Source organism: Candidatus Saccharibacteria bacterium, assembly GCA_012965045.1.
GTDB lineage: Bacteria > Patescibacteriota > Saccharimonadia > Saccharimonadales > DTSZ01 > DTSZ01.
Window position 1 is genome coordinate 716,644 of record DTSZ01000001.1, and the last position, 14,291, is coordinate 730,934.

13 protein-coding genes and 1 pseudogene are annotated in these 14,291 nt (G+C 40.1%); 9 read left to right on the forward strand and 5 right to left on the reverse strand.

Translation table 11 applies throughout. The features are described from left to right. Positions 1-2: 2 nt before the first annotated feature. The 4 genes and pseudogenes from EYO12_03735 (at position 3) to EYO12_03750 (ending at position 4,098) form a co-directional block, all read left to right on the forward strand. Positions 3-950, forward strand: a complete 948-nt coding sequence (locus tag EYO12_03735) for an FkbM family methyltransferase (protein HIA92197.1) — start codon at positions 3-5, stop codon at positions 948-950. Beyond that, positions 943-1,782, forward strand: a complete 840-nt coding sequence (locus EYO12_03740) for a hypothetical protein (GenBank protein ID HIA92198.1) — start codon at positions 943-945, stop codon at positions 1,780-1,782. The genes EYO12_03735 and EYO12_03740 overlap by 8 nt, the downstream gene beginning before the upstream one ends. After that, positions 1,779-2,474, forward strand: a pseudogene (locus EYO12_03745) (ABC transporter ATP-binding protein). Before EYO12_03740 ends, EYO12_03745 begins: the two are co-directional and overlap by 4 nt. Positions 2,475-2,982: 508 nt before the next feature. Then, positions 2,983-4,098, forward strand: a complete 1,116-nt coding sequence (locus EYO12_03750) for a glycosyltransferase family 1 protein (protein HIA92199.1) — start codon at positions 2,983-2,985, stop codon at positions 4,096-4,098. 182 nt (positions 4,099-4,280) lie between these two features. On the opposite strand, the gene EYO12_03755 is transcribed toward EYO12_03750, so the two are convergent. Further along, positions 4,281-4,523, reverse strand: a complete 243-nt coding sequence (locus EYO12_03755; GenBank protein HIA92200.1) for a hypothetical protein — start codon at positions 4,521-4,523, stop codon at positions 4,281-4,283. 101 nt (positions 4,524-4,624) lie between these two features. Here EYO12_03755 and EYO12_03760 point away from each other — a divergent pair, with 101 nt between their 5' ends. The 3 genes from EYO12_03760 (at position 4,625) to EYO12_03770 (ending at position 8,774) form a co-directional block, all read left to right on the forward strand. After that, the gene (locus tag EYO12_03760; GenBank protein HIA92201.1) at positions 4,625-5,710 is read left to right on the forward strand and encodes a glycosyltransferase family 1 protein; all 1,086 of its coding nucleotides are present in this window, start codon (positions 4,625-4,627) and stop codon (positions 5,708-5,710) included. A gap of 191 nt (positions 5,711-5,901) precedes the next feature. Then, a complete protein-coding gene (locus EYO12_03765) occupies positions 5,902-6,348 on the forward strand; it encodes a hypothetical protein (GenBank protein ID HIA92202.1) in 447 nt (148 codons plus the stop codon). Positions 6,349-6,350: 2 nt separating this feature from the next. Next, positions 6,351-8,774: a cutinase family protein gene (locus tag EYO12_03770; protein ID HIA92203.1), complete on the forward strand. Its 2,424-nt coding sequence runs from the start codon at positions 6,351-6,353 to the stop codon at positions 8,772-8,774. A 393-nt stretch (positions 8,775-9,167) separates the two neighbouring features. On the opposite strand, the gene EYO12_03775 is transcribed toward EYO12_03770, so the two are convergent. The 4 genes from EYO12_03775 to EYO12_03790 form a co-directional block, all read right to left on the reverse strand. Further along, positions 9,168-9,623: a KH domain-containing protein gene (locus EYO12_03775; protein HIA92204.1), complete on the reverse strand. Its 456-nt coding sequence runs from the start codon at positions 9,621-9,623 to the stop codon at positions 9,168-9,170. Next, the gene (locus EYO12_03780; GenBank protein ID HIA92205.1) at positions 9,620-10,453 is read right to left on the reverse strand and encodes a membrane protein insertase YidC; all 834 of its coding nucleotides are present in this window, start codon (positions 10,451-10,453) and stop codon (positions 9,620-9,622) included. The genes EYO12_03775 and EYO12_03780 overlap by 4 nt, the downstream gene beginning before the upstream one ends. Before the next feature lie 61 nt (positions 10,454-10,514). Next, positions 10,515-10,862 carry a ribonuclease P protein component gene (gene rnpA / locus EYO12_03785; GenBank protein HIA92206.1) on the reverse strand — a complete coding sequence of 116 codons (348 nt, stop codon included), beginning with the start codon at positions 10,860-10,862 and terminating at the stop codon, positions 10,515-10,517. Positions 10,863-11,013: 151 nt separating this feature from the next. Further along, a complete protein-coding gene (locus tag EYO12_03790) occupies positions 11,014-11,151 on the reverse strand; it encodes a 50S ribosomal protein L34 (GenBank protein HIA92207.1) in 138 nt (45 codons plus the stop codon). Between the two features lie 280 nt (positions 11,152-11,431). On the opposite strand from EYO12_03790, the gene dnaA reads away from it, so the two are divergent. Both dnaA and dnaN read left to right on the forward strand, forming a co-directional pair. Then, positions 11,432-12,799 (forward strand): chromosomal replication initiator protein DnaA, encoded by a 1,368-nt coding sequence (gene dnaA, locus EYO12_03795; GenBank protein HIA92208.1) that lies wholly within the window; start codon positions 11,432-11,434, stop codon positions 12,797-12,799. A gap of 315 nt (positions 12,800-13,114) precedes the next feature. Continuing rightward, a complete protein-coding gene (gene dnaN / locus EYO12_03800) occupies positions 13,115-14,215 on the forward strand; it encodes a DNA polymerase III subunit beta (protein ID HIA92209.1) in 1,101 nt (366 codons plus the stop codon). Positions 14,216-14,291 lie beyond the last annotated feature (76 nt).

Here is a 14,291-nt window from a genome sequence, read left to right on the forward strand (position 1 = left end):
AAATGACAAAAGGCAATATGAGCAACATTGATTACATGAAAAAACTAACTAAATCGTTAGTTAACTCGAACAATTCAAATGAGAAGATTGAAGAAAAGCTAAACGAAGTACTTTTTTATTTAGATAGGGTCAAAAACTCAACCTCTCATTATATTGGTAATAATCAGTCGGTCGCTCAATTATATACGGGTCAAAAGATAGTAGTTGATACAAGAGATATTTCAACATCACCTTCACTCATGTTTGAAGGTGTTTGGGAGCCCGAGATAACTAAAGTTTGGCGGACTTTCGTAAAAAAAGATTCTGTTGTAATTGATGTAGGCGCAAATTTTGGGTATTTTGGAATTATAGCGGGTGCCGATCTTGATAATAATACTGACAATAATCTCCATTTTATAGAAGCAAATCCTAGTCTTACTCCTCTTATATATAAATCACTGTCTATTAATGGGCTGCTAAAAAATTCTAAAATTTGTCAAAAAGCAGTATCGTTTAAATCTAATAAGAAGGTTGATCTTCATATTTTGAGAGATATATGGGGGAGCTCAAGCTTAAACCCAGCAGACAAGTTAAAAACTTATACAAAGGTAGACTTTGAAGTTGAAGATATCGTTAAGGTTAAAACTATAACGATAGATGACTACTGTAAAACTAATAGCTTAACAAGGGTCAACCTAGTAAAGCTTGATGTGGAAGGCCATGAAGTTGAAGCATACAAAGGCATGAAAAACACTATAAAAAACAACCCGCAACTAACAGTATTTTTAGAGTTTACGATAAATGCATACAGCGATTCGGAGGCTTTCTTTAAAGATATAGCGCGAGATTTTGATAAGGTTTACGCGATAAAACATATTTCTGGAGAACTTATAGAGCTCAGGAAATATGAAGATCTTAAAAGTAGCGCTGGGAATGAGGATTGGGCTATGCTGGTGGCTGTAAATGGTTAACAGCAATAACTTAAAAATTACTCACGTTTCTTCGAATGATTCTCCTAAAATAAAGAAAGAGATAACTGAAAATAAGGAACTTATATATTTTTTTACATGGCGTCAGTTTAAGATACGGTATAAGCAGACTCACCTCGGAGTGGTTTGGGCGGTAATACAACCTTTGATCTACATGATAATTCTTAGCGTAATAATAATTCGCGGATTCAGTGTTGATTTCGGTCATCCAGGCACTAGCCCCGCTCTGTCCGTATTCGCGAGCTTGATCATTTGGTCATATTTTGAAAAAAATATCAGCTCTGCAACTACTAGTTTGGTCTCAAATGCAAGCTTACTAAGAAAAATTTACATACCCCGCTTCATACCCGTTCTCTCCATGGTGTTAGTTGGATTAATAGACTTCTTGTTTCCTTTTAGCTTTTTTTTAATTTTGAATCTATTACTTGATAATAACTTTAATCCATTGGGTCTTCTTATTATGTTTCCGCTCTTGTTCCTGATGGCTACATTGCTTTTTGGAGCTGGTCTTTTTATGGGTACCTTAAACTTAAAATATAGAGATGCTCAGTTGGTAATGCCATTTATAATAAGAGTTTTGTTCTTCACTACCCCTATTTTTTATCCTATAAGCTTTTTACCAGAAAAACTCCAACTTCTCGCACAACTAAACCCCCTTACGCCTTTAATCACGGCTTTCAGAGATGGTTTCTATAGTCCAGCCTCTATTGATATACGCTTTTTGGCTCTTAGTGGCGTAACTAGCATTCTAGTAGTGGTATTTTCAATTCTATTTTATAAGAAAAAAATTAACAGTTATGTGGATGCATTATGAGGAAAGAAGTAGCAGTCAGTATAAGCAATATATCAAAGTCCTTTGTTAATAAAGGGTCATCGAACGACGAAGATATCTTCTGGGCGCTCGACGACATCTCCTTTGATGTGTATAAAGGTGAAACTCTAGGCATTATAGGGCCTAATGGTGCAGGTAAATCCACCCTCTTGAAAATCCTCTCTAAAGTAATTTCCCCTACTACTGGAACGGCATCATTAAGAGGTCGAGTTTCTAGTCTTTTAGAGGTAGGAACTGGTTTTCATCCCGAGCTAACAGGGTTCGAAAATATATATTTTAATGGTTCGTTATTAGGAATGTCTCGTAAAGAGATAGAAGCAAATATCGATGATATTATAAGTTTTGCAGATATAGGGGACTACATCCATGAACCAATTAAGCATTATTCGTCAGGAATGCGAGTTAGGCTTGGTTTCTCGATTGCCTCCCAATTAGACCCAGAAATCTTAATAATTGACGAGGCATTATCTGTTGGGGACAGAGATTTTCAAAAAAAATCAATTAAAAAAATGAATGATACTGCTAACTCGGGTAAAACAGTGATATTTGTCTCTCACTCCATTAACTCCATTAAATCTATATGCGATAGGGCAGCGTACTTAAATAAGGGTAGACTAATAAAAATCGGTGAAACCAATACTGTTATAGATGAATATGTTGGACAAATTAGTAAAAACTTTACAACCAGATGGACCAAGCCTAAAGGCAAAGATATTTATATCGATTCACTTCCAATTATCCCAACGGAGATTTCGTTGACTGCAAAGAAAAAGGAGGTAGTTAAAGCCAGTATTTCACATTCCGATCAAATTTATGTCAAAATGAAGGTAGATGTACGAGAGAACAGCAAAAACCTTTCTGTAGGCTTCAGCCTATTCGATGATTTCAACAATCGGCTTTTTAGGAGCTCTCCAATGGACACTTTCGAAACGCTAGATATAGGAAAACATGAACTCACTGCGAGTGTTCCTTTAAATATACTTAAGCCCGGTACTTACTACATAGCATTTGATTTAGACAAGAGAGGCACCGGATGGGTTGGCGACCCACGTCATCACGACATAAAAATAAAATTTAGACTAGTGGAGGACGAGCAAAGTCCAAACCTATGGAAACTCGAACGCGAAGGACTCTTAAAACCTTCAGGGATCATATGGGAAATCAATTAAGACACTCCTAGACATGACGAAGTCAATTAGAGTAGACGCTACACCCTTTGTACGCCCATATACAGATGGCGTGGGTAGATATTCCATTGAATTACTTAAATCTTTATCGCAGCTAAAAGACTTTAATTATATCTTTGTGGGCTTCCTCGATGATGATTTTAGTCAAATTAAAACTTTTTTTCCGAACAGCAAAATCGTACGGCTACCGTTCCTCCGAAGAATTTGGACGCTAATATACAAAACCTTCCCAAAATTTATAAGCGCTTATGAGACAAAACAACCTTTTCTATACACTAATTTTGCTCAATTCCCTTACTTCAGTGAAAATGGATACGTTGTAATTCATGATCTTGCCTATATAGATAGACCCCGAGAAGTTTCTGAAAAGAATCGTCTCTATTTATCGAAAGTTGTGCCCTTAAGTACTTATAAGGCAAAAAAGGTCATCTGTGTCTCTGAATATACAAAGAGTAGAGTAATTGAAGTACTTAGTGTAGATAAGAACAAAGTTGAAGTTGTTGAAAATGCAGTAAACAGAGATTTTTTTCAGAATAAAACGAAGATTTTAAAATGGAAATCCGAGACATTACCACAAGACTATATTTTAGTGCTTGGGACAATTGAGCCACGAAAAAACTTGCTCAATATATTAATTGCATTCGATAAGTTGCCACACAAACTAACCAGCAAACACCCTTTGCTAATTGTGGGTAAGTTAGGGTGGAATAATTCAGAAATTATTAATAAAATCGATGAACTCAGAAGCAATAACAAGCCAGTATTGTGCACCGGTTATATGCCCGACCATCTTCTTCCTTCTATTTACAGTAATGCAAAATTACTTCTTTTTCCGAGTCTTTACGAGGGTTTTGGCTTGCCGGTAATTGAAGCGCAACTTTCAAAAACGCCAGTTATTACGAGTAATATTGAGCCAATGAAAAGCCTAGCTACCAAAAAAGCTTCAATTCTAGTTGACCCTTTCAAGACTGAAGAAATCACAAAAGCAATCGAACTAATCCTTAATAACAAGGAATTGAGGGAAGAACTAATCAGTAGCGGCTGGGAAAATGCTAAAAAATATTCTTGGAAAGAATCTGCAAGAAAACTCAGCAACCTGCTAAGCCCTTAATGAATTGAGATGATAGCTTTGAGTCATAGTCTCAATTCGCTCTAATGCTCTTGGCTTCTTGCTCAGTGCCAGAAGTATTGCTACGCAACTCGTCTGCTGAGACTCCTTTCACGGCAGCAAGTGCATTTCTGCAAATTGTTAATTACATAACATAGCGGTGTGGCTTTAGCCGCCCTTCGCTTCTACTCGACTGGCTGAATAGAATCCTGCAGCGCCAAACGTGCTGGGCCCATCTTATGAAAAGTATCTGGATCAACCCCATGACTCTTTGCTAGAGCTTCACGATATTGCGTGAGGCTCTTCCCAAATCCTTCTAATAGCGATGCGTGATCTTCTGGAGAAAGCACATCAAAATCTAAGCCCTTATTATTTACAAAATCAGCAAATGACCCTGGGTTTAAGTCTTCTATTTGTAATTCTTCCATGCTTATCTCCTCTTATGACCACCCATTTAAATTTGTAAATTAATTATATTATAAAAAATAACTAACTGTGAAATGTAAAACGAAAACTGTAAACTATAACTATGTCAAAAATAGCCATCGACGCCAGAACTCTGCCTTCTACCAGTGGGCGGTATTTGCGGGGGTTGTTGAAATATTTGCAAGAGATCGACGATGTTAATGAATATTTTATTCTGCTGCGTGATGTCAATGATTGGAAGCCGTCAAAAAAGAATTTTAAAATCGTACATACACCAATTGCCGACTTTAGTTTTGCCGAGCAATTTAAACTTAAAAAAATTTTAAAGACTTTAAAGCCCGATTTAGTGCACTTTGGGATGCCACAATACCCACTGTTTTATTTTGGCAAGCGCGTTAACACTATTCACGACTTGACCATGATCAACTTTAAGCATCGTCACTGGCACCCGGTAGTTGACTACGTAAAACGGTGCGTTTTTAGGCTCGTGATGTTTATGGCCACTCGCGCCAATGCTGTAGTAACTCCTACCCGCTTTGTTAAAACTCAAATTGTTCGCAGCTACCGCGTTGACCCATCAAACATTACTGTCACCTATGAATCCGCCGAAAAACTAAGCGTTACCCCCAAAGAATACCGCCCCATGAAAGGCAAAAAATTCATCTTTTACGTGGGTAACGTAACGCCGTATAAAAACATAAAACGGCTAATTCAGGCGTTTGACATTGTTAAATCTAAACACCCCGACCTGCATTTGCTGGTTGTTGGTAAAGAAAAACGGTTCCACGAGGAGCTAAAAGAGCTTGTGCGCTATGACGGCATCAAAGATGTACACTTTACCGGCTTTATCCCCGACCAGCAGCTGGCTTGGCTTTACAACAATGCTCAGGCCTATGCGTTCCCTAGTTTAAGTGAAGGTTTTGGTTTGCCTGGCCTGGAGTCTATGCATTACAACTGCCCATTGATTTCGTCTAACGCAACCTGCCTGCCAGAGGTTTACGGCGACGCTGCTCACTACTTTGACCCGAACAAGGTTGAAGACATCGCCCGTGCAATTAAAGAAGTGCTTGGTGATAAAAATCTAAAAAAGAACTTAATAGCTAACGGCAAGAAGCAAATTCAACTCTACAGTTGGAAGAAAATGGCCCAGGAAACGCTGGAAACGTACAAGCAGGTACTTGTTCGTTAGTAATTTGTATTTGGTAAGTGGTGGCTGGTAGATAGACGACAGAAGATGGAAGAAAGATGATGGACGGCAGAAGTTAGACCATGGAAGATAGAAGATAGAAGTTGGGAGATTATTTAAAAATACCAAATACGATATGCGATATGCGACATACGATTTATTTATATAACTACACATTTGATATAATATAGACAATGAAAAATTTCCTCACACAAAATTTTACTGGTAAAAAAGGCTTGCTTGTAATTGGTGTGGCCTTTTTAGTTATAATTCTAGGCTTGGTTGTGTTGATGCACGTTAATCAGGCTCGGACCGAGAGTAGACTTGTGAGCGAAGTTGACGCCATCATTAAAGATGCTGGCTTAGAACCCGTTGAAAATTATTCTACTGATGGAAACTCAAGTTGCATGGATGTTTGTTTTAGTGTGAAGAAAACACTAGAGGCAGAAGATGACAGTAGTTTTGATGCAATTATCAATCGGCTAGAACTTTCTGGCAGAGAAATTGATAGTGAAAATTCACAAAATACTAATTTCTATGGTGTTTCAGCCGATGGGTGTAATGGCAGTATAGGGGTCAAAGAAAGATACAACACATACTTAATAAGCTGTAGTCTTGATCGGGCATATTGGGGTCTGTAAAAATGATTTTTAAAAAAATATCGTCCACTGCAATGCAGTTGAGTTTAATATTGCTTTTGTTAATTCCAACGACCGTCACTACTGCTGAAGGGGGTGGTTGCCGGGATTTATATGTGATCTTTGCTCGTGGTTCTGGCCAAAAACATTCATTAGAAAAAGACTACGACCCGAGGGAAAACCAAAAAGAATATGAAGATTACAAACAGACAATCAACAGTGTATTGCCGGATGGTAATCCGTATCAAATTATTGACCTTGCCTATCCAGCTGTTGAAGCGGGGATATCTTGGAATAGTGTGAACGCGGAATTTGGCGCAGTATGGTGGGGCGCATACAGAGAAAGCCAAACCGAGGGCGTAAATAACCTAACTAGCTTACTAAATGGCTTCTCCGTAAGCTGTCCTGATAGTCGATTTATTGTGGCTGGATATTCCCAAGGAGCTCATGTAGTTGGCGATACTATTTCAAAGGTACCTCCTGCCGTAAGAGACAGAATTGTAGCCGTAAATTTTTTCGGGGATCCAAAATATAATTCCCACGACCCCAATGTTATATACAGGGGCACCTCTATAGCGAAGCAGGGGTCGCTCGAAGCAAGAGTGCCATATGTGCCGCAAGATATTTCGTATCGAACCACTTCCTACTGTCTTCAATTTGACCCAGTTTGTGAGAATGATTTCATGTCCGCCATCGCAGAGAAAGCTGGTATTGATAATGCGCAAGCAACCCACGGCAACTATAGCCACGGCTACACTACTCAAGCGGCCAAAGACGCAATCGCTAACTACCTTCTTTTGAAGGATGCTCCTTTGCCCGAATACGCACAGAACATAGATTCGTCCCGCAATAGCCATATTGTTAATTTGCGCGCTCACAGCAAAGACATAATTCTAGCAATTGACTTACGGCAACACCCAAACCGGCTAAATGCCTTCAAAGACAATTCGCAGCAATGGATAGTAAATCTAACAAACAACTCTAATACTCAAGTTGGCATAGTGACATTTGGTTACAGAGATGACCCAGAAAAGACTCAGCGTATTTTAGAGCCCACGGAAAATCAACAAGATATACTGGATGCGCTTAAATCATTGCAGCCAGAAAATTATTCGGGAAATTTTAGTGGCGGTGGCGCCTACGCTGTACGTGATGCATTAGAAAGCACAGACTGGCGCAGCTTTACAGACCAGAGAATAGTATTAATAACCGGTGGTGTGAGCATTCAATACGAAACTTTCGGCACGAACGTTTCATCGTACGCTCAGGATTATATTGTTACTGAATTACTAAAACAAAATACCGCACACCTTGATGTAATTTACCTGGGTGGACCTAGCCAAGTTTTTAAATACTACCAAAACCTAACTAGGCGGCTTGGTGGAGTTGCTATAACTAATAAACAGGCTAGTGATGTTAGTGGTTACGACAAGTTAGTTGATTTATATAGGTCTGAGCCTGTGGTATATGCTGGTGAAACCTATTACGGCAATCCACTTATGAGCATTACTTTTAATGCCGAGCAAACTGATCTACGGCGCTACAAAGACGAGGACGATCTGCATTGGTTTTGGGATCTAAATAACGACAATATCATTGATGAATTTACTGAAGTACCGAGGTTGACATATTCCTACGAGCAACCATACCAAGGATCAATCAACGTACAGGTTGCGCGCCCTGTTACCGTTGGGTATGGAAAAATATGGATCCCTATTGGAAATGCTTCACCGTGGGTTGAAGTTGGCGAACATGAGCAGAAGCCGATACCTCCACCTGCGCCATTTAATGTTGCGGTTGAGGCGGTTGATGCAACTTCTGTGGAAATAAGCTGGAGCTTTGATGCTGCTCCGGCTCCGGTTATTGCTACAACTGGAACAGGTAACGATACTCCCGCCTATGGCTTTGAGGCTTTTGTAATCCGTGATCAAGATGGCTACCCAGTGTATCTAGCCAGCCCTGAGTCGAACAGCGCGCTGTTAACGGGCCTTGAGCCGGGAATTGAATACAGCTTTACTGTCGAGTCTGCCAATGGCTCCGCACGAGCTGTTTCGTCAGCGCAGACGATAATCATCGATGACATCGATGAACAACAGGAGCCAGAAACAGACATGCCAGAAGCAAACAACAACAACGACACTGACAATGCCATCAACACTCAAGAACCACCACGTTCGAGCACTCCGCAGCAACAAGCAGTACTAGCTACTAGTAATACTGCAGTCCAACCGATAGCCACCACTGATGACACTGCAAGCAGCATTACTCCAATGCCACACACTACTTCAGACAACTCACCAGCAGCAACCAGCACTAGTGGCGAAGTTCTGGCAGAGACAGATGTTCATGTTGCTAATTCAGTCGTGGTTGCAATTCTAGTAATCGCAACCAGCGCTGGTCTTTACAGACTAGTTATTCGAAAACCATAGCCCAAACCCAAGCCCATACTCCACCCACTTCCACCCTACATATACTGATACTAAAAAATTCTCTCCTCGCATGAAAAAATTATTTTAAATCTATTTTTAACTTATTTAATAACTATTTTTTAATTATTTTAAAATAATTTTTTATAGAGGTTGTTGTTTGATTCTAACTAGTCGGTTAATAAAGTTTTCTGAAATTACGAGGTTATTTAGAGATATCGAGCAACAAAATTCATAAGGCTTGTAATGGTTTTTAGGGTTTATGGCATTATAAAGTTGATATGACCGAGCACGCCAACCACCTCTTGCGCAAGTTACCAAACACAAGGTACAAGTTACAAAATACAAAAACCCCCAACCTCTTCTTCCACCTATCCAGCTTCTACCTAACCAAGTTTAGTCTTTTCGAATAACAATGTGGCGGTCGCGGCCTTCACCAACAGATTCGGTGTGGACACCTTCGATTTCGCCCAGGGTCTTGTGTACGATACGGCGGTCTGCAGCCGACATTGTGTTTAAGTCCATGTCGGTTCCAGTCTTAAGAACAGCCTCTGCCCACTGCTTAGCTTGTTCGGCTAAACGATCGTTACGCTGTTTTTTGTATTCAGCGACATCGACGGTAGCACGGACTTCTTGGCCGAAGTCTTTGTTCATAATAGCGGTATTAACAAGGTGCTGAATGGAGCGTAGATTAGTTCCCCTCTCGCCTATTAAATATCCGTTCATGTCAGAGCTTGGCACACTTAAATTAAGCACGTGACCTTCGCTGGTGACAGTTACCTCTACATTAAGATCGAAAAATGTTAAAAAATCCTCAAGATACTTTTTGGCAAACGCTTCAGCTTCGTTCATTCTTGACTCCTTTTGAACCGCCCACCAACTTTAACTTTTGAAAGCAATGATACTTCTTCGTTTAGAGCGACTCGCTGCTGGATAGTGGCTACAAAACTACTTGTTAACCAGTAAAGTGCCAATGCCGATGGCAGATTAAGTGCAAACACGACGGTTAAAATTGGTAAGAACAATGATGCGCTGCGAGCAACAGCCGCTGTTTGCTCGGCTTGGTCGGTAGCTTTGCCGTCTTTAGCGTCTTGTAGGATTTGGCGTAGGGTTTTGGCGTCGTCGCTTTTTGGTTGCAGCCCTTTAGATTGAGCAAATTGACTAAGACCAGCTAGGACAGCCAAAACAATGTTTGGGTCACGTAAGTGGATGCCAAAAAATGTCGGGTCAAACAGTTCTGGATTGTTAATAAGTCTTTCAACAAAACCAAGTTCGGCTACAAAGCCGTAGGCATTATTTGCGATTTGTTCGGCGAGTGCTGCTCCTTCTACATCAAGTAGCCCTCGCAACATAACAAATAGTGTAATTAAAATAGGTAGCTGAATAATAAGGGTGCCGAGCGATGCCAGTGGATTAATTTCGCGCTCTTTATAAAGCTCCATAAGCATAGCGGCTTCTTTTTGTTTGTCGCCTTTTGACTTCTTTTTAATTTTAGCAATCTCAGGCTGCAGCTCTTTCATAGCTTTTTGCTGATGAAGTTGCTTTTTAAGCAACGGCCATAGCAATACACGAATCAGCAATGTGAAGATAACAATTGACCATCCAAAGTTATTTCCTGGAAGCAATGCGTATATTACAAACAGCGCGTTAAATAATGGCAACAACAGGATTGTTCTAAACATAATCGTCTACCTAACTTCTCTAGTTCTACTCGTAGTAGATTAGCATAGACTGCTTACATTGTCAGGGGTATAGCTTGGCCCGTTGCAGTAGTTTTTTAACTTCGGTTTCGACTTGATCGAACGGGCAAACAGCAATGTCTTTATCAAACACAGAAATAACCACATCGTAGGGCTGGCTAATCAGTTGTGGTAGCTCAGATTCGATCACGGCAAACAGTCGTCGACGGATACGGTTTCGAACAACCGCCTTTTTACTCACTTTTTTACTAACCAGTACAGAAAAACGTGAATGTGGTGTGCGGCTTTTTAACACACTGGCCGCCATTCTGCGTCCACGTATCTTTTGGCCGTGTTTTAACGCCGGCCGAACAGAACCGAGGCCGCTGAAACGATTTCGTCGATTCAGCATGGCTTAACGACAAAATCGTTAGAAGATGGGAGATGGAAGATAGTAGATGGGATTAGTTTCATATAAATAAAAGTATAGAGCAAAAAGACTACACAACGAGATGCTTGTTATAAAAACACTCTTGCGTTGTACCTTTTACTTTCACCCTTACTTAGTGAGTAAGTCGCTTGCGGCCTTTGTCTCGTCGTTTCTTAAGAACAGCTTTGCCGCCCTTTGTTTTCATACGTGCAAAAAAACCGTGGACTCGCTTACGGTGACGGACTTTTGGTTGGTAGGTTCTTTTTGGCATAACTTATACCTTACTTAATGTGGTGCACTTGATGCAACCTTAATATCGTATAAAAAATATTGTACTATGTTTTCCACATTTACCCAAGTAGTTTCCACAATTCTAACTGGGGTGGCTTTAAATTGTGTAAAACTCGACCCCAAGATTATACAAAATGTCTACGGGAATTGTATTGTCAATTTGACATTGTGGATAAGTCTAATAAAAACCTATACTCTCTTATACAAATCTGTCTGAGTGGTGGTCAGCGAAAATAACTTAAACACGGAGGTAGTTTGCGTTGAGTAATGTGCGTTTATGGCAATCTGTTCTGGGAGAGGTAGAGTTGTCTATTTCGCGCGCAAGTTATAGGACGTGGTTTCAAAACACTCACCTGCTTGAAAGCGGTGAAGATAAAATTATTGTCGGCGTACCAAATGTTTTTACTAAAAAACAAATGGAAGATAAATACTCGCCAATGCTAAGTGAGATATTTAAAAAGAATAATGTTGAATCGAAAGAGATTGTTTTCAAAATTAGCGACAAGCCAACGGTGTCAGCTGAGGAAATTGAACTAACTCCTGAACAAATTCAAAGCCACAGCACTCCAAAACAACAGCGATCAACCACAAAAACACGCAGCAGCACTGTTGTTACTGCACCTATTAATGGGCGTTATACCTTTGACAGCTTTATTATTGGCTCGAGCAACGAACTGGCGCATGCCGCCTGTAATGCCGTAGCCAGTAACCCTGGTGTTAAATACAATCCCTTGTTTTTGTATGGTGGGCCGGGTCTTGGTAAAACCCACTTAATTCAAGCTGTTGGCAACCACATAAAAGCCAATGAACCAGATAAAACCGTTATTTATGTAACCTGTGAGCAGTTTGTAAAAGACTTTTTAGATTATATTCGTTACAAGAAAAAAGGTTTTAGTGAAAAGTACCGTAATGCTGATGTGTTGATTATTGATGACATTCAGTTTATTGCCGGTAAAGAACGCACAGAAGAAGAATTTTTCCATACCTTTAATGCCCTGCATCAACAGAACAAACAAATAATTCTTACTAGCGACCAGCCACCAAAATCGATACCAATTTTAGAAGAGCGTCTACGAAGCCGTTTCGAAATGGGAATGAGTGTAGACATTCAACCGCCAGATTTTGAAACCCGCTGTGCAATATTGTCGGCTAAAGCTGGTGAGTCTGGTTTTGAGCTTGATGTCGAAACATTAGAGTTTATGGCCACGCATGCCCAAAACAATATTCGTGAGCTTGAAGGCTCGCTTAACCAAGTTATTGCATTTTGTGAGCTTAAAAATAGCCAGCCGACCCTTGATGTCGTGAAGAGTCTAATGAGCACTCAACGGCGCCAACCTAAACGTCTCACCACCAAACAGGTTGTAGAACGTACTGCTAAACATTTTCATATAGGTATCGATGAGCTAACAGGGCCAAAACGCGATAAGGACATTGTTGTACCCCGGCAAATTGCTATGTATTTACTGCGAAGTGAACTGCACATGAGTTTCCCTAAGGTTGCAGCGGCATTAGGACGAAAAGACCACACCACAGCCATACATTCGGTAGAAAAAATCGAACGAAATATTAGTTTAGACGAGAATATTAAAGACGCTGTTAACGATATTCGAGGTCGTTTGTATGCTTAAGGCTTGTGGAAACAACATAGTAAAGCTGTGTGTATTGGTTGTGAACAGCCTTGTTGATAAACTCCGATCTTTCCCCACTCGACGTATTTTGGTTGATTCATCCACGGTTTATACAAATGTTACACACCAACTTACACACCACTTATCTACACACATTTTATATAAAAGTAATCTGTTTACTTTTGTTATACACACCTTCCACACCACCTATAACTTCTACATACTACCTTTAATAAATAATAATGTTGTTAATAAAAGAGCAGACAGTTTAGTAAATATTTTTAATACTGGGTGGAACACAGGGAGAATCGTTTCATGAAGGTAGAAGTTACCCAAGCAAATTTAAATAAAGCACTATCGATAGTCGGCCGTGTTGCTGGTGGTAGGACTTCTCTTCCAATCTTATCGAATGTACTGTTGTCGGTTGAAGATAATCAGCTTAAATTAGCTGCCACAAACTTAGAAGTAGCAATTACGCAGCATATTGGCGCAAAAGTAAGTGAACCTGGCTCTATTACGGTTCCAGCTCGGTTAATGTCAGATTTTATCAACAGCCTACCAGACAGCAATATTCAACTAAGCGTAGAAGAAAACAAACTTAGCATTAAGGCCAAGGGTTACTCATCAACAATTAACGGTGTTTCGTCAGAAGAGTTCCCTTCTATTCCAATAGTTTCTGCAAAAAACCCACTTGTTATAACTGGTAAAAACCTCAAAGGCGTTATTGCTCAGACCATTGTTGCTGCATCAAGCGACGAGGCCCGACCAGTTCTAACTGGTGTATTTACCTATGTTCATGAAGGCTCACTACTGGCTGTTGCCACGGACAGTTACCGATTAGCTGAGAAAGTGATTCAAGTAAAAACCAATCTTAACGAACTGTCGGTAATCGTGCCGGCCAAAACCTTTGCAGAAATTCAACGAATTGTGTCCGACGAGGACTCAGTACAACTGCATTTTGACGATGTGCAAATGTTGGTAGAAGTTGGTGATGTGCAGATTGTTTCTAAATTAATTGACGGTAAATTCCCGGCGTATAAACAACTTATTCCAGAAAAAAGCGATGTGAGTTTTAAGATCGAACGTAAGGAACTATTAAATGCAACCAAGGTAGCAGCGCTGTTTGCCCGCGAAAGCGCCGGTAGTATTACGTTAGAAGTTTCTGAGGATGACAATTCAGTTAGTATTGCCTCGGTTGCTAGTCAAGTTGGCAATAATAACTCCACCCTATCAACCACCGTTAAAGGCTCTGGTAGTGTAACTTTAAATTCACGGTATTTGATCGACGCCCTTAACGCCATTAACGACCAAGAACTTACATTTCGATTTAGTGGAAGCACAAACCCCTGCATTTTAGAGCCAACCGGTGAAGAAAAACAAAACTATCTTCATGTCGTGATGCCTTTGCGTAGCTAGTTGAAGGTATGTAAGGTTCGTAAAGTGATAAGGTTGGGTTATGGCAAAAATTAATAGCTTTGAAGAAATTGAAGCA